The sequence below is a fragment of the Streptomyces sp. NPDC018833 genome (assembly GCF_044390825.1).
GTDB lineage: Bacteria > Actinomycetota > Actinomycetes > Streptomycetales > Streptomycetaceae > Streptomyces.
Map to the genome: position 1 here is coordinate 59,793 of NZ_JBIRZM010000011.1, position 21,341 is coordinate 81,133.

24 protein-coding genes are annotated in these 21,341 nt (G+C 68.8%); 14 read left to right on the top strand and 10 right to left on the bottom strand.

The window, feature by feature from the left end; all coding sequences use genetic code 11:
• Positions 1–51 precede the first annotated feature (51 nt).
• Complete coding sequence (gene xseA, locus ACH5AF_RS21970) at positions 52–1,260, bottom strand: exodeoxyribonuclease VII large subunit (RefSeq protein WP_398903388.1); 1,209 nt, start codon at positions 1,258–1,260, stop codon at positions 52–54.
• A 277-nt stretch (positions 1,261–1,537) separates the two neighbouring features.
• Between xseA and ACH5AF_RS21975 the strand changes: the two genes are divergently transcribed.
• Together ACH5AF_RS21975 and ppgK are read left to right on the top strand one after the other, a co-directional pair.
• Positions 1,538–2,530: a 4-hydroxy-3-methylbut-2-enyl diphosphate reductase gene (locus ACH5AF_RS21975; RefSeq protein WP_398903390.1), complete on the top strand. Its 993-nt coding sequence runs from the start codon at positions 1,538–1,540 to the stop codon at positions 2,528–2,530.
• 62 nt (positions 2,531–2,592) lie between these two features.
• Positions 2,593–3,333: a polyphosphate--glucose phosphotransferase gene (ppgK, locus tag ACH5AF_RS21980; protein ID WP_398903392.1), complete on the top strand. Its 741-nt coding sequence runs from the start codon at positions 2,593–2,595 to the stop codon at positions 3,331–3,333.
• 111 nt (positions 3,334–3,444) lie between these two features.
• Here ppgK and ACH5AF_RS21985 read toward each other — a convergent pair whose 3' ends face one another.
• Positions 3,445–4,038 carry a DUF6542 domain-containing protein gene (locus ACH5AF_RS21985; protein WP_398903393.1) on the bottom strand — a complete coding sequence of 198 codons (594 nt, stop codon included), beginning with the start codon at positions 4,036–4,038 and terminating at the stop codon, positions 3,445–3,447.
• Between the two features lie 195 nt (positions 4,039–4,233).
• On the opposite strand from ACH5AF_RS21985, the gene ychF reads away from it, so the two are divergent.
• Positions 4,234–5,322: a redox-regulated ATPase YchF gene (ychF, locus tag ACH5AF_RS21990; RefSeq protein ID WP_398903395.1), complete on the top strand. Its 1,089-nt coding sequence runs from the start codon at positions 4,234–4,236 to the stop codon at positions 5,320–5,322.
• A 109-nt stretch (positions 5,323–5,431) separates the two neighbouring features.
• Here ychF and ACH5AF_RS21995 read toward each other — a convergent pair whose 3' ends face one another.
• On the bottom strand, positions 5,432–6,013 hold the full coding sequence (locus ACH5AF_RS21995) for a Uma2 family endonuclease (RefSeq protein ID WP_398903397.1): 582 nt from the start codon (positions 6,011–6,013) through the stop codon (positions 5,432–5,434).
• Positions 6,014–6,115: 102 nt separating this feature from the next.
• Here ACH5AF_RS21995 and ACH5AF_RS22000 point away from each other — a divergent pair, with 102 nt between their 5' ends.
• Positions 6,116–6,658 (top strand): hypothetical protein, encoded by a 543-nt coding sequence (locus ACH5AF_RS22000; RefSeq protein WP_398903399.1) that lies wholly within the window; start codon positions 6,116–6,118, stop codon positions 6,656–6,658.
• Positions 6,659–6,870: 212 nt separating this feature from the next.
• Here ACH5AF_RS22000 and ACH5AF_RS22005 read toward each other — a convergent pair whose 3' ends face one another.
• Positions 6,871–7,728, bottom strand: coding sequence for a HEAT repeat domain-containing protein (locus tag ACH5AF_RS22005; protein ID WP_398903400.1), 858 nt, complete (start codon positions 7,726–7,728; stop codon positions 6,871–6,873).
• A gap of 509 nt (positions 7,729–8,237) precedes the next feature.
• Here ACH5AF_RS22005 and ACH5AF_RS22010 point away from each other — a divergent pair.
• The 5 genes from ACH5AF_RS22010 to ACH5AF_RS22030 are packed head-to-tail and all read left to right on the top strand — an operon-like array spanning position 8,238 to position 12,458.
• Positions 8,238–9,053: an ABC transporter ATP-binding protein gene (locus tag ACH5AF_RS22010; RefSeq protein ID WP_398903674.1), complete on the top strand. Its 816-nt coding sequence runs from the start codon at positions 8,238–8,240 to the stop codon at positions 9,051–9,053.
• On the top strand, positions 9,050–9,898 hold the full coding sequence (locus tag ACH5AF_RS22015) for an ABC transporter permease (RefSeq protein ID WP_398903402.1): 849 nt from the start codon (positions 9,050–9,052) through the stop codon (positions 9,896–9,898). Before ACH5AF_RS22010 ends, ACH5AF_RS22015 begins: the two co-directional genes overlap by 4 nt.
• Before the next feature lie 13 nt (positions 9,899–9,911).
• Positions 9,912–10,892 (top strand): LLM class flavin-dependent oxidoreductase, encoded by a 981-nt coding sequence (locus ACH5AF_RS22020; RefSeq protein WP_398903404.1) that lies wholly within the window; start codon positions 9,912–9,914, stop codon positions 10,890–10,892.
• Positions 10,885–11,517: a flavoprotein gene (locus ACH5AF_RS22025; RefSeq protein WP_398903406.1), complete on the top strand. Its 633-nt coding sequence runs from the start codon at positions 10,885–10,887 to the stop codon at positions 11,515–11,517. The genes ACH5AF_RS22020 and ACH5AF_RS22025 overlap by 8 nt, the downstream gene beginning before the upstream one ends.
• Positions 11,518–11,537: 20 nt before the next feature.
• On the top strand, positions 11,538–12,458 hold the full coding sequence (locus ACH5AF_RS22030) for a hypothetical protein (protein ID WP_398903407.1): 921 nt from the start codon (positions 11,538–11,540) through the stop codon (positions 12,456–12,458).
• A 182-nt stretch (positions 12,459–12,640) separates the two neighbouring features.
• On the opposite strand, the gene ACH5AF_RS22035 is transcribed toward ACH5AF_RS22030, so the two are convergent.
• The 3 genes from ACH5AF_RS22035 to ACH5AF_RS22045 all read right to left on the bottom strand — a co-directional run bounded on the left by ACH5AF_RS22035 (position 12,641) and on the right by ACH5AF_RS22045 (position 16,197).
• Positions 12,641–13,042: a transposase gene (locus tag ACH5AF_RS22035; protein WP_308307399.1), complete on the bottom strand. Its 402-nt coding sequence runs from the start codon at positions 13,040–13,042 to the stop codon at positions 12,641–12,643.
• Positions 13,043–13,458: 416 nt separating this feature from the next.
• Entirely contained in the window at positions 13,459–14,880 is a 1,422-nt protein-coding gene (locus ACH5AF_RS22040; protein WP_398903409.1) for a M16 family metallopeptidase, read from the bottom strand.
• Between the two features lie 36 nt (positions 14,881–14,916).
• The gene (locus ACH5AF_RS22045; RefSeq protein WP_398903411.1) at positions 14,917–16,197 is read right to left on the bottom strand and encodes a M16 family metallopeptidase; all 1,281 of its coding nucleotides are present in this window, start codon (positions 16,195–16,197) and stop codon (positions 14,917–14,919) included.
• A 191-nt stretch (positions 16,198–16,388) separates the two neighbouring features.
• Between ACH5AF_RS22045 and lxmK the strand changes: the two genes are divergently transcribed.
• From lxmK to ACH5AF_RS22070, 5 genes are all read left to right on the top strand, one after another.
• Positions 16,389–17,522, top strand: a complete 1,134-nt coding sequence (gene lxmK, locus ACH5AF_RS22050; protein ID WP_398903414.1) for a class V lanthionine synthetase subunit LxmK — start codon at positions 16,389–16,391, stop codon at positions 17,520–17,522.
• On the top strand, positions 17,519–18,499 hold the full coding sequence (locus ACH5AF_RS22055; RefSeq protein ID WP_398903416.1) for a T3SS effector HopA1 family protein: 981 nt from the start codon (positions 17,519–17,521) through the stop codon (positions 18,497–18,499). The genes lxmK and ACH5AF_RS22055 overlap by 4 nt, the downstream gene beginning before the upstream one ends.
• An 18-nt stretch (positions 18,500–18,517) precedes the next feature.
• A complete protein-coding gene (locus tag ACH5AF_RS22060; protein WP_398903418.1) occupies positions 18,518–18,853 on the top strand; it encodes a helix-turn-helix domain-containing protein in 336 nt (111 codons plus the stop codon).
• Positions 18,854–19,157: 304 nt separating this feature from the next.
• Positions 19,158–19,349 carry an LxmA leader domain family RiPP gene (locus tag ACH5AF_RS22065; protein ID WP_215178513.1) on the top strand — a complete coding sequence of 64 codons (192 nt, stop codon included), beginning with the start codon at positions 19,158–19,160 and terminating at the stop codon, positions 19,347–19,349.
• A 101-nt stretch (positions 19,350–19,450) separates the two neighbouring features.
• A complete protein-coding gene (locus ACH5AF_RS22070; RefSeq protein ID WP_215178515.1) occupies positions 19,451–19,651 on the top strand; it encodes an LxmA leader domain family RiPP in 201 nt (66 codons plus the stop codon).
• A gap of 92 nt (positions 19,652–19,743) precedes the next feature.
• Here the strand turns inward: ACH5AF_RS22070 and ACH5AF_RS22075 are convergent, their stop codons facing one another.
• The 3 genes from ACH5AF_RS22075 to ACH5AF_RS22085 all read right to left on the bottom strand — a co-directional run bounded on the left by ACH5AF_RS22075 (position 19,744) and on the right by ACH5AF_RS22085 (position 21,046).
• Positions 19,744–20,097: a transcriptional regulator gene (locus ACH5AF_RS22075; protein ID WP_398903420.1), complete on the bottom strand. Its 354-nt coding sequence runs from the start codon at positions 20,095–20,097 to the stop codon at positions 19,744–19,746.
• On the bottom strand, positions 20,094–20,561 hold the full coding sequence (locus ACH5AF_RS22080; RefSeq protein WP_398903421.1) for a hypothetical protein: 468 nt from the start codon (positions 20,559–20,561) through the stop codon (positions 20,094–20,096). Before ACH5AF_RS22080 ends, ACH5AF_RS22075 begins: the two co-directional genes overlap by 4 nt.
• A 164-nt stretch (positions 20,562–20,725) precedes the next feature.
• Positions 20,726–21,046, bottom strand: a complete 321-nt coding sequence (locus tag ACH5AF_RS22085) for a hypothetical protein (RefSeq protein WP_398903423.1) — start codon at positions 21,044–21,046, stop codon at positions 20,726–20,728.
• Positions 21,047–21,341: the final 295 nt, after the last annotated feature.

Sequence of the window (21,341 nt, forward strand, 5' to 3'; positions counted from 1 at the left end):
CAGAAACGTACGTATGTCCGCTGCGGCCGCCCGAGCCACAGTCCCGCGCCGTCACTCCTCGACCCGCACCGCGAACTCCCCGTGAGCGACCCGCGCCCGCAGCCCGTCGCCCGCGCTCACATCCTCCGGCGAGCGGACGACCGCGCCGTCGGCACGCTGCAGCACCGCGTAACCCCGCTCCATCGTTGCCGCGGGGGACAGCGAGAGCACCCGCGCCCTGGTGTGCGCCAGCTCCGAATCCGCGCGGTCGAGGAGATGCCCGAGCACCCGCCGGCTGCGCGCCAGCAGCGCGTCCACCTCCTCCTCGCGCTGCTCGACCATCCGCTTCGGATGCTCCATGCAGGGGCGGGCGAGACAGTGGGCGAGGCCGCGCTCCTCGCGGTCCAGCAGCCCCTCTACGGTCCGCAGCGCACGCTCCCGCAGCTGACGCACGCGCTGGAGCTCCTCGCTCACGTCCGGGACGACCTTCTTCGCCGCGTCGGTCGGCGTCGACGCGCGAAGGTCGGCCACCAGGTCGAGCAGCGGCGTGTCCGGCTCGTGCCCGATGGCCGACACGACGGGTGTCGTGCACGCGGCCACGGCACGCACCAGCTGCTCGTCGGAGAACGGCAGCAGGTCCTCCACGCTGCCTCCGCCGCGCGCCACGATGATCACGTCGACGTCGTCCAGCGCGTCCAGCTCCTTGACCGCCTGGATGACCTGGGTCACGGCGTGTACGCCCTGGACCGCCACGTTGCGCACCTCGAACCGGACGTGCGGCCAGCGGCGGCGCGCGTTCTCCAGCACGTCGCGCTCGGCCGCCGACGCCCGCCCGCACACCAGCCCCACCCGGTGCGGCAGAAAGGGCAGCGCCCGCTTGCGGGCCGGCGCGAACAGGCCCTCCGCGCCCAGGGAACGCTTCAACTGCTCCAGCCTGGCGAGCAGTTCACCGATGCCGACCGGCCTTATCTCCGTCGCCCGCAGCGACAGCTGCCCCCGGGGCGCGTACCACTCCGGCTTCGCGAGCACCACGACGCGCGCGCCCTCGGACACGACATCCGCGACCGCGTCGAACACCTGCCGGAAGCAGGTGACGCTCACCGAGATGTCGTACGACGGGTCGCGCAGGGTCATGAAGACGACCCCGGCACCAGGCCGTCGCGACAGCTGGGTGATCTGTCCCTCCACCCAGACCGCCCCGAGCCGGTCGATCCACCCTCCGATGAGCCGGGACACCTCGCCGACGGGCAGGGGGGCTTCCGCGGACGTGTTGAGAGCCATACGGGCGAGAGTAACGGCCGGGTACGACAACTCCCGCGACCCGAACCGGTCGCCCTGCCGTCACACCACCGGCATCATCACCGCCGCCCGTCACCCGCCGCCGTGGGGCACACCACCGCATGCCCCTCGTGTTCAGCAGCGCCGTCACCACGACGGCGATCGACGTCCACACCCCGCCTGTCACCTCCGGGATCAGCGCAGCCGCGATCCTCCGTCGCCCGCGTACGGTCGGCGCGTTGTCCACAGGCGATCATCGCCCGCTGTGGGCGGCCTTACGATGGGACGCATGACTGCTACCCCGCCTGCCCGACGCGTCCTCCTCGCCGCTCCCCGTGGCTACTGCGCGGGCGTGGACCGTGCCGTGATCGCCGTGGAGAAGGCCCTGGAGCAGTACGGGGCACCCGTGTACGTCCGCCACGAGATCGTCCACAACAAGTACGTCGTGCAGACCCTGGAGAAGAAGGGTGCGATCTTCGTCGACGAGACGGCGGAGGTCCCCGAGGGGTCGATCGTCATGTTCTCCGCCCACGGCGTGGCGCCGATCGTGCACGAGGAGGCCGCCGAGCGGAAGCTCGCGACCATCGACGCGACCTGCCCGCTGGTCACCAAGGTCCACAAGGAGGCCGTGCGCTTCGCCCAGGAGGACTACGACATCCTCCTGATCGGCCATGAGGGCCACGAGGAGGTCATCGGCACCTCCGGTGAGGCCCCCGACCACATCACGCTCGTCGACGGCCCCGAGGACGTGGCCAAGGTCGAGGTCCGCGATCCCGACAAGGTCGTCTGGCTCTCCCAGACCACGCTCTCCGTCGACGAGACGATGGAGACGGTCGACGCCCTGAAGACGAAGTTCCCCGCTCTCATCTCCCCGCCGAGCGACGACATCTGCTACGCGACGCAGAACCGCCAGACGGCCGTCAAGCAGATGGGCGCCGAGGCCGACCTCGTCATCGTCGTCGGCTCGAAGAACTCGTCGAACTCGGTACGGCTCGTCGAGGTGGCACTGGGCGCAGGCGCCCGCGGCGCGCACCTGGTCGACTTCGCCGAGGAGATCGACGAGGCGTGGCTCGAGGGCGTCTCCACGGTCGGCGTCACCTCCGGCGCCTCGGTGCCCGAGGTGCTCGTCGAGGGCGTGCTGGAGTGGCTGTCGAAGCGAGGCTTCGAGGACGTCGAGATCGTCAAGGCAGCGGAGGAGTCGATCACCTTCTCGCTGCCCAAGGAGCTGCGCCGCGACCTGCGCGCTGAGGCGGCCGAGCTGTCCGGTCAGTAGGCCATGCCGGGCCTGGCCGATCCCGCTCGTAACCGTCAGCACCTGCCCGTAACGTTGTGTCCATGAATGTCTTCGGAGTGGACATCGGCGGTTCCGGGATCAAGGGCGCTCCCGTGGACCTGGAGCGGGGCGACCTGGCCGCGGAGCGCCACAAGGTGCCGACCCCGCAGCCCTCGACGCCGGACGCGGTGGCGGACGGCGTCGCCGAGGTGGTCGCCCAGTTCGGCTGGACCGGGCCGGTCGGCATCACGTTCCCCGGCGTCGTCACCGGCGGCGTCACCCGCACCGCGGCCAATGTCGACAAGGGCTGGGTCGACAAGGACGCGGCACGGCTCCTCGGCGACCACCTCGGTGGACTGCCGGTGACCGTGCTGAACGACGCGGACGCGGCGGGCGTGGCGGAGATGACGTTCGGCGCGGGCCGCGACCGCAAGGGCACGGTGATCCTGCTGACGTTCGGCACGGGCATCGGCAGCGCGGTCTTCATCGACGGCCGCCTGGTCCCCAACACCGAGCTGGGCCACCTTGAGCTGAAGGGCTACGACGCCGAGAAGCGCGCCTCCAGCAAGGCCAAGGAGGACGAGGACCTGAGCTGGGCGCACTGGGCCCGGCGGGTCGAGAAGTACCTGGCACACGTGGAGATGCTGTTCTCCCCGGAGCTGTTCGTCGTCGGCGGCGGGGTGAGCCGCAAGGCCGACAAGTTCCTGCCGCTGATCGAGGGCGTGCGGGCGGAGATCGTGACCGCGGAGCTGCAGAACAACGCGGGCATCGTGGGGGCGGCGATGGCGGCGGCGGGGCGCTGAAATCGCGCGGGGTCGCCGACGGGCCCCTGGCGGGGGCCGCGCCCATGCCGTCAGCCCCGAGTGCTGTCCGCCCAGGCGGGTAAGTCGTGACGCGTGCTGCTGTCCGCCCGGTCAGCTCTGGCGGGTGCGGCCGCCGGTGCCGCCCTCGCCCGATCGCCCCGGCCCTTGTGCTGCACGGGCGCGCCGCTGGCGGCGCCCCATCATCCGTACCTTGCGTACGCAGGTGATCAGTCCGGCGATCAGCGTCCCGCCGTACAGCCAGCCCGCGTGCACTGCGAGCGCGGTGACGACGGCCATGGTCTGCCCGCCGAAGCCGCCGTCGCCGCCCGAGATCGGCACGATCCCCACGGCGAAGGCGATCGGGACGATGACCGGAGCCATCACCACGTCGGCCTCGCGCACCCACAGTGCGGTCAGTGCGCTGACGGACAGGAACAGCAGCCCGTAGACAACGGCGGAACCGCCCAGGAGCAGCTGGTCCAGGCCGCCGAGCACCAGCATGACCGTGGCCCCGAACAGCCCCGCGCCGAGGCCGGTCAGCCGGGGGTTCGGCAGTCGGCGCAGCGCGAGGACGACCGGCGGCGCGGGCCGCGGAGGCCGGGCGGGCACGGGGTAGACGGTCCCGTCGGCGAGTGCGCCCCGGGCGGGAAGAGTGTCCTGCGGTCGCTGCCGAGGCTGGGGGCGACGAGTCCTGTGCTGCTCCACATCGACCAACGTAGGTCGCCGGGAGCCGGTACGGAGGTACCAGACACGCCCTTTGGCCGACCTTGGCCGTTCGTTCGACTTCCGGCGGCCGTCGCTGCCCGGCGCGCCCCGCCCGTAAACTGGTGGATCGGCCCCTCCAAGCAGGGCCGTACGGCCCCCCGCCAGTCCTCACTCTCCACTCAGGAAGTCGCCAACGTGTCGCTCACGATCGGAATCGTCGGTCTGCCGAATGTCGGCAAGTCGACCCTGTTCAACGCCCTGACCAAGAACGACGTGCTGGCGGCCAACTACCCGTTCGCCACCATCGAGCCGAACGTGGGCGTCGTCGGCGTCCCGGACGCACGGCTCACCAAGCTGGCCGAAATCTTCGGCTCGCAGCGGATCCTCCCGGCGACGGTCGACTTCGTCGACATCGCGGGCATCGTGCGCGGCGCGAGCGAGGGCGAGGGTCTGGGCAACAAGTTCCTGGCGAACATCCGTGAGTCGGACGCTATCTGCCAGGTCATCCGCGCCTTCAAGGACGAGAACGTCGTGCACGTCGACGGCAAGGTCTCGCCGAAGGACGACATCGAGACGATCAACACCGAGCTGATCCTCGCTGACCTGCAGACGATCGAGAAGGTCCTGCCCCGGCTCCAGAAGGAGTCCCGGATCAAGAAGGACGTGGCCCCGAAGGTCGCGGCCGTCGAGGCGGCGAAGGAGATCCTGGAGAGGGGCGACACGCTCTTCTCGCAGGGCATCCTCCAGGGCTCCGAGAAGGACGAGCTGCTGCACGACCTGCATCTGCTCACCACGAAGCCGTTCCTCTACGTCTTCAACGTGGACGAGGACGAGCTGACCGACGAAGCCTTCAAGGACGAGCAGCGCGCCCTGGTCGCGCCGGCCGAGGCGATCTTCCTGAACGCCAAGCTGGAGGCGGACCTCGCCGAGCTCGACGAGGAGGACGCCATGGAGCTGCTCCAGTCGGTCGGTGCCGAGGAGCCGGGCCTGGCGACGCTGGCCCGCGTGGGCTTCGACACGCTGGGCCTTCAGACGTACCTGACGGCGGGCCCGAAGGAGTCCCGCGCCTGGACGATCAAGAAGGGCGCCACGGCCCCCGAGGCGGCCGGCGTGATCCACACCGACTTCCAGAAGGGCTTCATCAAGGCGGAAGTCATCTCCTTCGCGGACCTGGTGGAGACGGGCTCGGTCGCGGAGGCCCGCGCGAAGGGCAAGGCGCGCATGGAGGGCAAGGAGTACGTGATGCAGGACGGGGACGTGGTGGAGTTCCGCTTCAATGTGTAGTCGTCTCGTTACTGCATGTTAGATAGCTTCGTCAAATATGCAGGTCAGAAGGGTCGGACTCTGACGAGTCCGACCCTTCTGTGTTCCCGTGCTGACATGGGCTGACATTTCAGCTGCTTCGCGGAGGTGTGAGCTCGTCGAGGTCCACGCTGATCTCGAAGGGCACCGGGCGCTGGAGGGTGCCCCGGAAGATACCGGCGGGCGCGTAGGCGCCGGTGGGTTCGTCGAGCTCGTAGACGTGGACGACGGGCGCCCCGTCCTCGTCCTCGATGCACCAGTAGTGCGGGATGCCGGCCTCTGCGTACTTGCGAAGTTTCACTGTGCGATCGCGGTGGGCGGACTCGGGGGACACGGCCTCCACGACGAGCTTCACGTCCTCCGGGGCGTACCACGTGCGGTCGGGGTCATAGGGCAGGTCCGTCAGCAAGAGGTCCGGCTCGGGGCGGTTGCGGGCATCGAGGCGGATCGTCATCTCCCGCTCGACCTCGAAGCCGGTCGGCGCCTGCGCCATGAGCGTGGTGGTCAGGGCGGTGACGAGGCGGCCATGCCAGGACCGCTGTGGCGACATCATGAAGACGAGGGCTCCGTCGATGAGCTCGGTGTGGCGTGGTGCCTCGGGGAGGCGGTCCAGGTCCTCCGCGAACCAGCCTTCCGCGCGCGGCGGGCGCATCCAGTCGGGCAGTGCGGTCATGGGACAACCCTAGCGATTGTGGCCGTCACGAGGGGAAGTTGTGCTGCTGATCCATAATCGCGCATAGACGTCGTCGGGATACTTGAAGCCGCCTCTCTGCTAGTGCCCGAAGACGTTGCCACCGACAACGACTTCACCGTGTCCGACGTCTGGGACTACCCCGTGCACGATGAGTGGGAAGTGGCGCTCGACCTGCTCCAGGAGCTGGGTGACGGATGGACCGCGCCGACGGGCTTCTGGGAGGAGCTGGGACGGGCGGCCGGGATGCTGGGGCTCGAACGGAGCCGGGAGTGGTGCTGGTGGCGGGGCGCCGAGACGCGAGTGGGTGTTATCCGAGCTGATCTCGCGCTTCGACCGGCCGGTGAGACGTTCCGGCGTACGCCGATTCCTGGAGCTGGGGTGCTGCGACCGATGTGGGACATCGGCAACCGGAGGGAGGACGGAGAACGTGACCTGGACATCGCCCGCGTGTGGGTCGAGTTCGCTGGTGATCTCGCGCCCGGCGCTCGGGCTCCGGTGCGGCTCCTGCCCCTGACCTCGGCGCGGTGGAGGCACCTCACCCCGGGCGACCGGATCACGCTCTACGAGACCGCGGTGGCCGGCGGGACGGCGACGATCCTGGAGGTGCAGCCGCCGTCGGCGTAGAGGGAGCTCGCTCCACGGTGCTGATTCTATGCTGACTTGGACCCCTCAGAACCACGTTTCCGCAGGTGGGAGCGTTGTTGTGAACGTTCCGCTTCAACGTCTGATCCGTCCGGCGAAAGGCCGTCTGACCTGCGGCGGAGCGGGTTGGGCGGCCTTTGCGGTCCGCCCAGAGTCCGCAGCGTGCTGACTTCGGTCAGCGCGCGGGGGAGCGGCTACGCCGCTTCGTCGACCTGCGGCTGGGCGTCGGCGGCCTGGTCCGCGTACGCCTTGTCGACCGCGGCCCGGGTCCGACACTGCCGCTGAAGGAGCCTTGCTGGACGGGTCCCAGGAGTGGCTCGCTGCCAAGCGGGGATCCGGCTGGAACCTGGTGTCGTGGGCTCTGGCCGAGAACCGGGGCTCAGGAAGCGCCCGCCGTTCAGTACGAGGTAGCGCGGGAGGCCCGCGTACATCCTCGTCACGTAGCTCTCGACCACATGGCCGTAGCCGATCTCTTGGGGTGCTGGAACGGCATCGGTCATCTCCGGGCGCAGGTCGGTACGGTCGATCCAGGTGGGGACGACGAAGATGTTGTCGCCGGCGGGGGCTTCGGAGGCTTCCAGCAGCGACCAGGTGCGGGACTCCTCGACCAGGTGCTCCCAGGGCGCGGTCCAGTCGAGTTCCCAGTCCAGGCCGGTGTCGGAGACGCCATAGGTGCGGCCGGCGTCCACCCGCCAGAACTGGGAGTAGAGGATCACCTGGGCATGGTCGGCGAGGTCGTTGATGATCTCGGTGAAGTGGGTCGTGGGCCAGCCAGGGGCATCATCTGCGGTGGTGGCCCGCAGGCGCGCGGTGAGCGGGGGGACCACAGGGCTACGGGTGTCGAGTTCGGTCAGCGCCCAGCGGATGCCGACAGACTCGGTCCAGTCCGGTGGGGTCGCCCGTTCCAGGCAGGCGCGGTAGGCGCGGCGCAGGGGCTCGATGGCGCCGTCGATCTCCAGGCTCGCCAGGGCCATGGCCGCCCATTCGCGGACGGTCGGGTTGTCGCTGTCCAGCAGGCCGATGAGAGCGGGGCCGCAACGGGGATCGCCCACCTCCTCGAAGACCTCGTCGCTGTCTCGCGTGCTGGATGGACGTCACGGCTGCACGAACCAGGTCAGCGGGATGCCGCGGGAGCTGGGGAGTGATGCGGCGCGGATCGCGAGGACCATGTCGAGGGGCTGAGCGGCGGCACCCGGGTGGGCGGGAGGCTCTTCGGGTTCACAGGTGTGACGCCGCGGGCAGGGAACGTCGCCGACCTCGCGTCACGTCGGGCGCCGCCCCGCCCCAGGGCGTGTGGGGCGGGGCCGGCCGTTCGACAAGTAAGCGACGCAGTCTTTTATTTGGCACCCGGCTGCCCGAAGAACCGTTTGACCAGGTCAGAAGCCGTGAAACACGCCCCGGGAAACGCAGTCGGCACCTGGGCCAACCTCCTCTGCAGGCACGTGCGGAGAACATCCGGACATTAGTGTCCAGCACTATGGTCATTCCCGCAGCAGCGCCGCTGGCAGCGGCGCCGTCCTCCGGCACAGCTCCTCCCGCGATCAGCATCCGCAACCTGCGGATGCGCTATGGGTCACGCGACGTACTCCACGGAGTGGACCTCGACGTACAGCGCGGCGAGGTGCTCGCGCTGCTCGGCCCGAACGGGGCGGGGAAGAGCACCACGATTGAGATCCTCGAAGGGTTCCGTCGCCGTTCGAGCGGCGACGTCAGCGTGCTGGGGACCGATCCCGAGAACGCCGGAGACGCGTGGCGGGCCCGGGTGGGCATCGTCATGCAGTCCTGGCGCGACCATGCCCGCTGGCGGGTCCAGGATCTGGTCGAGCACTTCGCGCTGTACTACCCCGGCGCCCGCGAACCGCAGGAGCTGCTGGACACCGTCGGGCTGACCGAGCAGGCAGGCCAGGAGTGCCAGAAGCTGTCGGGCGGCCAGCGGCGGCGCCTGGACGTCGCGTTGGGCATCATCGGTAAGCCGGAACTGCTCTTCCTCGACGAACCGACCACCGGGTTCGACCCCGAGGCGCGGCGCGACTTCCACACACTGGTCGAACGGCTCAGCTCGGTGGAAGGCATGACCGTCCTGCTCACCACCCACGATCTCGCCGAGGCGGAACGACTGGCCGATCACATCGCGGTGCTGGTCGGGGGCCGACTCATCGCCTCGGGGTCCATCGACCAACTGGCCGCCCAGATACAGGCGGACGCAGAGGTCCGCTGGTCGGAGGCCGGAGAGCGGCACCACCAGCAGACCAACGACCCGTCCCGTCTGGTGTGGGAACTCCACACCCGGCTCGGCGGACCGATCCCCGACCTGGAGGTGCGCCGGCCCACGCTGGAGGACACCTATCTGGGCATGCTCCACCAGGAGGAAGCGTGATCAGCCGACAGGCCCTCGTCGTTGGGCTGCACCGGGGAAAGACCGAACTGCGGCAGACCGTGCGCACCCCGCGTGAGTATCTGGGGCATCTGGGCAACCCGGCCATGTTCCTCTTCACCGCGTCCTTGCAGACCGGGAACATCCCGGGCAGCTCGGTGGCGTCCTCCCAAATGGTGATCGCCGGAGGCGTGGCGTCGCTGCTCCTCCTGGTCGCGATGGTCTGGCTGCCGCAGCAGTTGGCCACGGAGCGCGAGGACGGCACGCTGCTGCGCTTGAGGGGCACACCCGGCGGAATGTTCGCCTACCTCGTGGGCAAGACCCTGATGGTCATCACGATCGCCGTCCTCAGCGCCGTGGTCCTCCTCGTCGGAGGCGCAGCCATCACCGATTCCGGGTTCCCGCAGAGTCTCGGCCAGTGGTGCACGCTCCTCTGGGTCATCACCCTGGGTCTGGTCGCCCTCGCCCTGATCGGCGCGGCAGTCGGCGCCGTTCTGCCCAATCCGCGCCAGGCGCTGGCCTGGGTCATGATCCCCATGATCGGACTGCTCTTCGTCTCGGGAATCTTCTTCCCGGTCACGAGCATGCCGCAGTGGCTGCAGGTCATCGGCCAGGTCTTCCCGCTCAAGTGGATCGCGCAGGGCGTTCGCTCGGCGTTGCTGCCGGACAGCGCGGTCGTCGCCGAAACCGGTCAGGCGTGGCAGCACTGGGAGACGTTCGGTGTTCTCGGCGGCTGGATCCTGCTCGGCCTGCTGCTCGCCCCCCGGCTCCTGCTCAACTCCTCACGCCGTGAGTCCGGGAGCCGGTTGACGGCGCGCCGCGAACTCGTCGGCCAACGCTCCTACTGAGGGATGAAAGACCATGGCCCCCCAGCACAGAACCAGCATCATGTACCCGATCCAGCCCACGAACACCGGGCAGATCCTTCCCGTCGCCCGACTGCTGCAACGCCGTGGTTCGGGAAGGCTGTGGCTCGGGCAGTCCCTGCGCCTGGACACGCACCAACTCTTCGCGACCCTGGCCGGCATGGGACTACGGATCCCCATGGGCAGCGGAGTGACCCTCGCGCCCCTGCGGCACCCCTATGACGCCGCCGTGCAGGCGCGCTCCGTCGCCGCGCTCACCGGTGCACCGTACGTGGCCGGTATCGGCCCGGCCGCCCCGGAGTTCCAGGAATCCCTGCTGCCGGCCCGCTACGCCAAGCCCCTCACCGCGATGCGGGAGTACATGACCTCCATGCGGGAGCTGCTCGACGGCAAATTGGCGCGCCACGACGGCGAGTACCACTCCATCGACGCGCAACTCATCTCCCTGGATGCCCCGCCGGTCGAACTCGGCCTCGGCGTGCTGCGCCCGCGGATGGCGCGGATGGCAGGCGCTGTGGCCGACGTGGCCGTCACCTGGATGACGCCCGCCGACTACGTCGCCGACACGCTGGTGCCGGCACTGGCCGAGGGTGCGGCGGAGTCGGGCCGCAAGGCACCACGTGTCGCGACCGTGGTCCATGTCGCCGTCGCCCGGCCCGGTCGTGACATCCGCCTGGCGGCCCGCCGGGGCGCGGGCGCTCATCTCAGCGCCGCCCACTACACCGACATGCTGCGCCGGGCGGGGGTGCAGGCGTACGCGGACGATCCGGACGCGGGGGCGGACGCCTTGGTGGACGCGGGCGTATTCGTGTCCGGGACGCCCGACGAGATCGCGGCCGAACTCCACCGCTACCGGCTCAACGGCGTGGACGAGGTCGTGCTGAATCCGGCCGGCGTGATCCATACGGAAGGGCTGGGCGCCACCATGACCGATCTCCAGGAGATTCTCGCGGCCGAAGACCGGCTCCATGGCTGAAGCGACACAAGTGCCCGCGGGATCGGCGCCGGCATTCGGTGCCCGCAGGGTGCTCTTCGTCGGAACCGGCGCCATCGGGGTGATGTTCATGCCGATGTGGGTCAACTGGCTGCGGACCGCGTATCCCGCTGTCGAGCTGCGGACGATGGTCACCCGGTCCGCAGAACGGTTCGTCACGCGGACCGCGCTGACGGCGTTCGCCGGCGACGAGGTACTGCGGGACGTGTGGCCGGACGAGCCCGAAGTGGGCGCTCGTCACGTCGAGCTCGCGCAGTGGCCGGACGCGGTCGTGGTTCACCCGGCAACGTTCCACTTCGTCAGCCGCCTGGCGCTCGGCGTCGCCGACACGCCCCTCATGCTCGCCCTGCAATGCACCCAGGCACCCATCGCCGTCGCTCCGGCGTTGCCGCCCTCCGGAGTGGAATCGTTCGCTTACCGGCAACACGTCGCGGCGCTCGAACAGCGCCCCAACGTGACCGTGGTGCCCCCGCAGCCCGGTTTCAGCGTGACAACCGGGCGTATGGACGCCGCCGTCGCCACCCCGCTGCCCGAGGTCGTACCCGCGCTCGAACGCCTCCGGGCGCGGCTGGCGGCCGGCGGCGCGGAGCACCGGGGCGCGCAGTGACGGGTACCTCCGCGCCTCCGGTGGAGGAATTCGCTACCGGCTTCCTGCGGACAGCCGTCCACGCGGACGACCGCGGTTATGCGTGGGTCCGTCGGTCGGGCGCCGACCGCCCGGCACCCCTGACCCCTCCCAGCGCTCCCGTCCGCTCCGCGATCCGCTCCCTGGAGCCGACGAACCCGTTCCTGGCGCTCCCGGAGGTGGTCGGGGACGCCCTGCTCTACCGGGTCCCTGGGCCGGTCGCAGTGGCGAAGCTCTGCGTGGGGAGCGATCCCCGCCTCACTCCGGCGCGCGTCGCTTCGGCCATGGCCAGTACGGGCCGTGGCCTGCGTCTGCTCCACACCGCGGATCCCTCCCTCGCAACGTCCGGGCCGCCGGGCCCGGCCCGGCTGGCGGCATGGATGCGTCACGGCAGAGGACCGCGGGCCGCGACGGCCTTCCACACTGTGGTCCGCCGACGGCTCGGCACTGCCCGGTGGAGCCACGTTGAGGGCTGGTGCGAGTCGCTGGCCTCCGATCTCGCGGACGGCGTCTTCCTGCACGGGGCGCCGAGTCTGGGATCGGTCATCGCGGGGAGCGGGCCGGGAAGCGGCTGCCTGCTCACCGGTGAGGACGTGGCACGCGGGCCAGCGGACTTCGATTTCGGCTGGCTGCTGGGAGAGTTCACGGAATGGCGGATGACGCTCCTGCGCGGGACACCGGGCCTGGTCATGGACCCGCGGGACTACCAGGCCGCTCTCGGCGGGCTGTGCCAGGCGTACGGTGCGCCGGCCGACCGGGTGGCGGCGGGGCGCGCGGCTGCGCTGCGGATCTTCACTCACGCGCACGACTTCGCCGCGTACATGGGATGGCATTCCGAACTGCTCGAGTACGCCTCGTCGATCGCGGAGCTGATCGATGAGGACGGCGCGCAGGCGCTGCCCGGCTCGCTTTCGGTCCTGTAGGCACCGCAAGGACACCGAAACCCCCTGGCGGCAGTCGCCGCCAGGGGGTTTCGGATATCCGGATCAGCCGGCCTCAGCCGGCCTCAGCCGGCCTCAGCCGGCCTCAGCCGGCCTCAGCCGGCCTCAGCCGGCCTCAGCCGGCCTCAGCCGGCCTCAGCCGCGCCGGGCTGAGGGCGTGTGCTTCATCTTCCAGCGCGTGTAGGTTCGCCGCGGGATTCCCAAGATCTCGCAGAACCTCGAGACATTGATCCTGGCGTCCTCTCTGATTGCCTCGAGTTCTGAAAAGGGACGGTGCGGTATTCGCCCGACTTTCTCCGTACTCTCAATTGGACATACGCCTCACCCAGTGCCGTCTTCAGTTCCGTGATTTCGGAAAGGAGATCACGCTCACGCTGGGCGATGCGTGAGGCCCCTCCTTCGAGGCTCGTGCGTCCGCCATCCAGGAATTGTCGCTTCCAATTCCCCACGGACTGTTCGGACACGCCGGCCCGGCGGGCGGATTCGGCGATCGTGTGTTCCCCCGACAGAACCCCCAGGACGATCTTTAGTTTTTCGGCAGCTGGCATTACCGGAGGGCGTGACATCGCCTCTCGTCTCCATTTCAACACCCGCAGGGGCCCGCCGATCGACAGGCAACCCTGGCGTCAGATTTGCGGAGTGCCGCGTGGAGCGGAGGTCATCCCGCTCCACCGGCGTATCCCCTCGTGAACCGCGACGACTGCGAGACCAGGTCCAGGCATTTCGCCTGAAGGCGCAGCTCAAACAGTCGTGAATCCGTTCACAAGCAGCGGTCGAATCTCTTCTGATAATTTCACAGTTTCCCCGTTGGAAAGATTCGGTCGATCTTTCAAGTGAAGCCCGTCGGTCGCGCACGGAACGCGTAACGACACCAAGATCATATAACTGGCACATTATGCGGGGCAACAAACTTGGGCCTTATTTGAGGTTGCCCAATACGGACTTTCCGAACCATCCACCCTCGGGACGGCGTTGCCCGGAATCAGCTCGATGAGGCGCTCACTGTGCCGCCGCCTCCGCCCGCCGCACTCAACAGGGAGGCAAGCTTGTCCTCATCGCCGACGATGACCCCGCTGAACGCATCGGGATCGAAGAACTCCCGTGCTGCCTCGGCGACTTGGCCCCGAGTGACGGTGCGCAGGAGCTCCGGGAACGTGGTCACCCGCTCCGGTTCATGCCCCAGGGAAACGGCCGTCATCACACTGGTGGCAAACCCTGCCTGGGAGGACAGAGCGAGCATCGCCATACCGATGGTGTACTCCCGGGCCGCGTCGATCTCCGCCGCGGACGGCGGGTCACCGACCATACGCCCCAGTTCGGCGCGGATCTCACGGTAGGCCTGCGCAGTCGCCTCCGTAGCGGTGTCCGCCTCGATACCGACAACCAGCCGGTCCAGGTGGTCTTGGAAACCCGCATCCGCACGATAGGCCAGCCCCTTGACTTCACGGAGGTTCGCGACCAGACGTGAGGAGAAGTAGCCACCGAATACCAGACTGGCCAGACTCAGAGCGGGAAAACGGTCGTCGGTGCGTGCCACCACAGGGCGGACGAGTCTGATCTGCGACTGGACCGCGTCCGCCCGGGGCACGAGTGCGACCCGCCCGCCGGGCGCCGGCGGGAGCGTCGCCGGCGCCGTGATCGTCCCGGCACCGCCCCAGTCTTCGGTTGCAGCGGTCACCAGGTCCACAGCCCGCTCCGGATCGAGGTCCCCCACCAGTACCAGCGCGGTCCCTCGTGGACGTACGAGGGCGCTGTGCAACACCCGTACCGACTCGGCCGTGACGGCTTCCACCGGCGCAGCGAAGGGAACCTCCTGCAGACCGGGCATCTCTCCGTAGCAAAGCGCCAGCAGAGCCTCTTGCGCAATCACCTGCGGCTGCGCCCGGATCACGGAGATCTGACGCACCATCCGGAGACGTACCTGGCGGATCTCCTCCTCGTCGGGGGAGCCGTGGGTCAGCGCGTCGGCCAGGGTGCCGAGCAGCGTGCCCAGCGCGTGCCCGGGCGCCGATCCGGAGATGTGAAGCCACCGGGACGAGCGACTGGCGGCCAGGGTGACACCGTGCCGGCCCATTGCCGCGTCCGTGCGCTCCCGGGAGGGAGGCCCCTCACGGAACAAGGTGGTGGCCAGCACCTCGGCCGTGGCCGCGTGCTCGAACGTGGCACCGGCGAAGGGCACCGACATCCGCATCTCGACCATCGGGATCGACGGATGCCGGGTGGCGATCACCCGCAGCCCGTTGGGCAGGACCGTGTCGACCATCGCCGGCGAGGTGTAGCGCCTGCGGACATCGAGGGCCGGCAGCGCGCGGGGGCCGGCAGCGGTGCGGCCGATCTCCTCGGCGCTGCGATGGGTACGGGCAGGCTCCCCCGAGGAAGCGCGGACCAAAGGCGTATCGATCATGGATCAGCTTTCTGACAGGCTCGGGCGGGATATCAGCTACGGAGCGGGGCGGAGACTGAGCACGGCGCGTGCGTCCGGCCGCAGCGACTTGGCGGCCAGCGCGAGGTCTTCCGCCGTGACAGCGGCGAGCCGGCCGGGCAGTTCGTCCACCAGCTCGGCTCTGCCGAAGAGCACCTCCTGCGCACCGAGGACGCGCGTCCGCGCCAGCAACATGTCGGCCTTGCGATGCATGCTCACGCTGCTCAACGCCGTGGCCCGCATCAGCTCCGCCTCGGCGGGGCCCTTCGCCGCCAAGTCCTCGAGCTCGCGGTCCAGCACGTCCAGCAACAGGTCGGTCGACGTCTCCTGCGGATGCGTCGCGACGCACAGGAACGTCTCGGGATCGCGGGCCTCCAGAGCACCGAAGAGACCGCAGCCGGTGCTCACATCCGTGACCAGCGGGGAGGCGCCATGGATCAGCCGGCGCTTGAGCCTGGACGACTCGCCCGAACCCGTGAGGACGACGCAGAGCACCATGTGGGCCAGATAGGCGTCGAGGTCGGAGAGCGGGTCCGGCATGCGGTAGCCGACCGCTGTGGCCGGCATCGGCGCATGGGGGTCGAGGTGCTCCCCCCTGAGCTCCTGATCGGGTGCCGGCTCGCTCAGGTCCACGGCCGGGGGCAGTCGCCGCGACGGCACATCCTGGAAGTGCCGGTGGACCAACTCGGCGGTCCGCGCAGGTTCGATGTCGCCGGCGATCGTCAGGACGGCGTTGCCCGGCGCGTAGTGGGCATCGAAGAACGCGGCACACTCGTCGACCGTGGCCCGCCCGAGATCGGTGAAATCCCCATAGCCGTTGTGCGCATTGGGATAGGTTCGGAACAGCAGGCCCGGCAGCACTGTCCAGGGGAAGCCACCATAGGGCTTGTTCAGAACATTGAGCCGGATCTCCTCCTTGACCACGTTCACCTGGGTCCGCAGGTTTTCCTCCGTCAGTCTCGGCGCGCGCATCCGATCGGCCTCGAGGAAAAGAATTCGCTCCAGAGCGGCTGACGGAACCACTTGGTAGAAATCCGTGTAGTCCTGATGCGTCGATCCGTTGGCGGTACCGCCTGCCGCTTGCACATGTCCGAAGTGCTCCATCCGGTCAACGCTCTCGCTGCCCTGGAACATCACATGCTCGAAGAGGTGGGCGAAGCCGGTGCGACCCTCGGGTTCGGACCGAAAACCTACGTCGTAGTGAACACTGACGCCGACAGCCGGAACGCCTGATATCGGATAGAGAACTACCCGCAGACCGTTGGGCAGCGTGAAGCGTTGCAGGATCGGAGTGGACATGCCGGGTACCTTATGGGATCCGGACACCGGCAAAAAGGTCACAGAAAACCCGTAACTTTGGGTCCGCAGAGCCGTGCCGCACCGGTACCGACGGCCATCTCCCCCCTTAGGCAGCCTCCCCCAAAACAACAACGGACGATAGATGAGCCATCTGTTGTCGGCCCACCCGGCCGTCCCTACGCTTTGTGATCGTGATTACAGATCAAGAATCGAAGCCCTCGCTGACCCGCGCCCGCTTCGATCCGGTCCAACTGGAGAAGGCCCCCGAGGTCGAGATGTTCCTCGAACGGCTCGGTCTGGGCCGCTTCGACCCGGACACCGTCGTCGCCCATATCGGCCGCAATGACAACTGGGCCGGTACGACCAGCACCGGCGCCAGGGTGTTCGTCAAGCGGGTCGGCGGCGAACCCGCCGACGTATTGCGGCGGTTCCACCGCATCATGGCCTTTGAGCAGATCGCGTCACGCTTCAGCGGAACAGAACTCCGGGCTCCCGAACTGCTCGGGTCGGACGAGGAACAGCGTCTGGTCGCCTTCACGCGGCTCGAAGACGCCCGATCCGGGTCGGAACTGTCCGCCGACGACGACTTCGACGACGACATGTGCCGCAGGGCCGGCCGCATCCTCGGAGTCCTGCACTCGCTGTCGCTCGAGACCGGAACCCTGGACAGCACCCCCCACCCGACACCGCCGATGGACGACTTCGATGCGCTGTCGATGCCGGTCTACATCCACTCCGCCTTCGCCGAAGTCGAGTCCTGGGCACTCCTCCAGCCGGACACCGAACTGATCGCGTCCCTGCACGAGTTGCGCCGCCGGGAAGCGGACGCGCCCATGGTGCCCGCCCATTGCGACGTCCGACTCGACCAGTACCTACTCGCCGGTGATGACCTCTATCTGACCGACTGGGAGGAATTCCGCTTCGGCGACGCCGCCCGAGACGTCGGCGGATTCGTCGGCGAGTGGCTGTACCGGGCGATCCAGGGCATCCCCAAGTCCATCAGTGAGGACCCCGGGTACAGCTTCGGCCGCGAGGCGTCCCACGAGGACATCCTCGCCCACGGGGCCCGCGAAATAGACCGTCTGCGCCCCCGGATCGAAGCGTTCCGGGGTGGGTACCGCGAAACGCGCGCCACGACCGAGGAAGGCTTCATGACCCGGGTCGCGGCCTTCGCCGGCTGGCACATGATCGACCGCATGCTCGCCGGTGCCAAATTCGGAACCCGGCTGACGGCCGGCGACCGCGCGGCCGCCGGCATCGGACGCACGGTGCTGCTGGCACCGCAGAACTTCACCTCCGTACTCGGTCTGGAAGGCACCTCATGACGAGCGCCATTGGGCTCATCGCTCCCGAGATCTCCGAGGAGCTCGGACAGATCGAGGTCGCCGAGGGGGGCTTGACCGCCGTCGTCGGAGACGAGGAACTGGACGCCAAGACCCCAGGCGACCTCGCCAAGAAGCTCGGCGGACTCTTCTACCAGAATCTGCATGCCGGCATGGCGGAGCAGGGCGACACCACCCGGCAACGAAGCCTGCGCGACGACGACTTCGACCAGCGGCTCTTCGCCGCTATGCCCCACCGGACCACGCTCGTCCAGGCGACCGTGCTCAGCGATGTCCCCGGGGCGGACAGCGTGATAGTCCGGCTCGACGGCCTGCGGGTCCGCATCCCCCGCGATCGCATCGCCGACCGGCTGCCGGACGCGGACTCCGATCTCGTCACCCTTCACATCCCGGCGCCGCGACCCGCCCTTTCGACCGGGTTCTTCCTGACCGACGGCTCCCGCGGACGTGTCACGGGATCCCAGATGCTGCGCCTCTACATACACCTGACCGACGCGGAGTCGGCCCCGGATGCCTGGAGGACGGTGCTGTCGCGGATGGAGGAGCTGGAGCTCCGCTACCGGGCCAAGGTCACCTCGTCCCTGAAACACTTCCCGCGCCGCGACGCCCTGGTGGTCTATCTCGGCCCGGATGCCTGGCATGCGGCAGGCGAGATCGCGGCCTCCGTCCAAGGACTGCCCGGTCTGGGCTCCGCCACCTCCCCGTTCGTCCGCCGGGTGGCCGATGGGGTGGGTGCGGCCTGGGAGCCCGACGACCCGCGGCCCGGCAAGGGCAAGCTGAGCTTCGGCGAACATCGCTGCCAAGTTCTCGCCGAGGCCCTGGTCGGACACGCGGTCCGGGCCGACGGCGTCGCACGCGAGGCCGTCGTCGCCGAGGCGTTCCTCAACGCCGGGACGGACCCGCTGATGCCGGCCCGGAATCTGGACTCTCCGGTGCTGCCGGGAATCGGCCTGGTATGACCACCAGGCCGTGAGCGGATGGAAGACAGCACGTACGACCCGCCGCCCCAGGCACTCTCCGTCGAAGACAAGGTCGGCATCGTCCTGAGCGTCATCTCGGGCCGGGAATCGGTTGCCGAGGCAGCCGGACGGCGCACGGTCTCTGAGCAGGCCATCGAGGAATGGCGTGAGGCGTTCATCGAAGGCGGACTGCTGGGACTTCAGGGGGCCGACGCACACCGCCCGCCTCTGGGGGAGAGCCGGCTCGTCGCAGAGATGACAGAGCTCAAGACCGCTCTCGGAGAGGTGTGCCTTGAACTGAACGTATGGCAGGCGTTGAGGAAACACCGACGCCGGACACCCGATAAGAAATGATCGACCCCTCAAGGCGCTCACAGCCGTGCAGCCCTCACCTTTCCTGGTGGGGGCTGCATGCATTCCTGCTTCCTGTATTACTGCGCAGCGAGTCCCCGTCATGCCGAGAGTTGTACCGGGGCATATCTTTGACAGGTCCGTTCAGTGAGCCACTTGTTGTGGCCAGGGGAGACAACGCGCAGGTCGTGAAGGCGGGCGAGCCAATCAACGATAATTTTTCCGTGGCGTTCCGGGCAGTCCATGCGATCGAATAGAGACAGGGCAGGAAGAACCCGCCCTGAAACTCGATCAGTGAAGGATCGCCGTGAACACCGCAGACCAGCTCCTCGCCGGCTACACCGCCTACACCACCGCCGAGGACTTCGGCGCCAGCGCGGACAACCAGTCCCCGGCGGCGACGCCCACCATCACCACGGTTTCCTCCCCCGAGTGCATCTACTTCTCCCTCGGTGCCTCCGCGGGCAGCATCGCCAGCACCAAGGCCTGGGGCTGCTGATCAGCGACAGCTGATTGTCCCGGTGGGTGCCCGCCTGAAGAAGGCGGACATTCGGGCAGAAGTATTTCGCACTTTCCCATAGCGTTCAGTAAAGGATTCTCATGAACACCGCAGACCAGCTCCTCGCCGGCTACACCGCCTACACCAACGCCGAGGAGTTCGGCGCCGGCGTGTCGGCCGACGCCCCGGCCATCACGCCGACCGTCCTGAGCTTCATCGGTGGCTCCAGCGGCGGCTGCGGCGCGGCTGTCAGCGCCATCAGCGGCGCCGGCGTCTCGGCCACGGCGAACTGGGGCTGCTGAACCAGCTCCCGCCCGCAGATTCACACCCACCGCTGGGTGCCTGACTCCCCCCAGGCACCCAGCGGTGTTTTCTGCCTGTCCGGACAGGGGCCCTAACTCTCCTCATCCTCGGCGCGGCCAGGGGCCGGCCCACGTGCGCCCGCCCTCCGAGAGGCTTCCGCGAGGGCTTCGAGCGCGGTGAGGTGCGCGGCGAGCGCCTGCCTGCCGTTCAGGGTGAGCGCCACCCAAGTCCGGGGGCGCTTACCGAGATACCCCTTCCGCACACTCACGTAGCCGGCTTTCTCCAGCGCCGCGACCGTCTTGCTCATCACGGAGTCCGTGACCCCGCAGTAGTCCCGCACCGCGCCGAACTCGGCCTCCGCGCAACCGGAGAGGAACGCCGCCACGGTGAGCCGGGTCGGATGATGGATCTCCTTGTCCAGGCCGGGAACGTCCGCACGGTTCACGACGACTCCAGAGCACGGGCACGCCGACGGGCGGCCCCGACCCAAGACCCGGCCCCGGCGACCACGCCGAACCCTACGAACCAGCCGGCCGTTCCGTAGGGGATCGCCAGCAGGAGGCCCGCGACGAATGGCACGAGGGGCGAGCCCCAGGAACGCCATGACGCCCCCGGCTCGCGCCGGTCGAACCAGGGAGCAATCCCGGAGCTGCGCATCATGATCCAGGTCACCGCGAGGAAGCCGACGGAGCAGAGCATGGCTGTCGCGAGGAACCAGCCCTGCCACTGGGGCCACATGCGGGCCGCGCCGAAGCCGGTGAATCCCGCGGCGAGCAACAGCCCGTGCGTGGCGGGATACCAGCCAGGCACCACTTGGGGGCGCCGAGCCGCGGTCTGCGCCGCACGCGCGCCGCGCAGTGCCGCCGCGGCGGACTCTGCGCTCGGCTGCATCGCTCCTGAGGTGTTCATCGGTTCTCCGGCTTCTGGTGTCGACGAGGGGCGCTTACGCATTCCACCCTGGCATGAACTTTCCAACATGGCAAGTACTTTCCATCAGCAGGCCACGGGCATGCGGGAGCCCCTCCGGACGGGATCCCGGAGGGGCTCTCGCAGCGGTGGCCGCAAGCGGCCGGTCACCTCTCCTGAGCCGACTTCACCTCCCGCGCCAGCTCGGTGGCGGCCGTCAGGCTCAGGCCCGGGAGCTCCAGCCGCAAGGCCCGTATGGCCGACACCTCATGGCTCACGGGGTCGATGCCTTCACGCTCAAGGATTCCCCGGGCCCAACGCAGCCGCGGCTCGCCGGCCCGCTCCGCCAGGTCGTCCAGGATCCGCGCCGCGCGCCGCAGTCCGGGGAGCTCGTCAGCGGGGGCATCCGACAAGGCCTGGTGCACCGCATCACGAGCGTCGCCGAGGTCGCTGAGCGCAATCAGATGCGCTTCCTTCTTGCTGAACATGCCCGTTCCTTCTCTCTCTCGCCGACTTTCTGAACCAACCACTGCACCCAACAGACCCGGGAAATCCGGGTGGTTGACGTCCGGTCACGCTACAGGCAGCCATCGGCCTCGGTGACCACCGCCCGAAAGGGGCCGCGCCGCAACGCCAACTTTGAGGTGTCCGGGACTGGGCCAATTCACAGGAACGGGGGCACCTCCCTCGGTGCAGCGCCGAAGGATCAAGAATTGTCGTTACTTTGTTCGCGCGAGCGTGTGGTGGACTGGCTCGTACCCAGGCGCCCGATGCCTGACAGGG

Excerpts from the sequence above, each read along its gene's own strand:
- ACH5AF_RS21995 (WP_398903397.1), bottom strand. The coding sequence starts at position 6,013 with ATGACCGCACTGCCCGACTGGATGCGCCCGCCGCGCGCGGAAGGCTGG.
- ACH5AF_RS22060 (WP_398903418.1), top strand. The coding sequence starts at position 18,518 with ATGGAAGACAGCACGTACGACCCGCCGCCCCAGGCACTCTCCGTCGAA.
- ACH5AF_RS22045 (WP_398903411.1), bottom strand. The coding sequence starts at position 16,197 with ATGTCCACTCCGATCCTGCAACGCTTCACGCTGCCCAACGGTCTGCGG.
- ACH5AF_RS21975 (WP_398903390.1), top strand. The coding sequence starts at position 1,538 with ATGGGACGCATGACTGCTACCCCGCCTGCCCGACGCGTCCTCCTCGCC.
- ACH5AF_RS22070 (WP_215178515.1), top strand. The coding sequence starts at position 19,451 with ATGAACACCGCAGACCAGCTCCTCGCCGGCTACACCGCCTACACCAAC.
- ACH5AF_RS22020 (WP_398903404.1), top strand. The coding sequence starts at position 9,912 with ATGGCCCCCCAGCACAGAACCAGCATCATGTACCCGATCCAGCCCACG.
- ACH5AF_RS22035 (WP_308307399.1), bottom strand. The coding sequence starts at position 13,042 with ATGTCACGCCCTCCGGTAATGCCAGCTGCCGAAAAACTAAAGATCGTC.
- ACH5AF_RS22080 (WP_398903421.1), bottom strand. The coding sequence starts at position 20,561 with ATGAACACCTCAGGAGCGATGCAGCCGAGCGCAGAGTCCGCCGCGGCG.
- ACH5AF_RS22010 (WP_398903674.1), top strand. The coding sequence starts at position 8,238 with ATGCGCTATGGGTCACGCGACGTACTCCACGGAGTGGACCTCGACGTA.
- ACH5AF_RS22025 (WP_398903406.1), top strand. The coding sequence starts at position 10,885 with ATGGCTGAAGCGACACAAGTGCCCGCGGGATCGGCGCCGGCATTCGGT.
- ACH5AF_RS22040 (WP_398903409.1), bottom strand. The coding sequence starts at position 14,880 with ATGATCGATACGCCTTTGGTCCGCGCTTCCTCGGGGGAGCCTGCCCGT.
- ppgK (WP_398903392.1), top strand. The coding sequence starts at position 2,593 with ATGAATGTCTTCGGAGTGGACATCGGCGGTTCCGGGATCAAGGGCGCT.
- ACH5AF_RS22085 (WP_398903423.1), bottom strand. The coding sequence starts at position 21,046 with ATGTTCAGCAAGAAGGAAGCGCATCTGATTGCGCTCAGCGACCTCGGC.
- xseA (WP_398903388.1), bottom strand. The coding sequence starts at position 1,260 with ATGGCTCTCAACACGTCCGCGGAAGCCCCCCTGCCCGTCGGCGAGGTG.
- ACH5AF_RS22055 (WP_398903416.1), top strand. The coding sequence starts at position 17,519 with ATGACGAGCGCCATTGGGCTCATCGCTCCCGAGATCTCCGAGGAGCTC.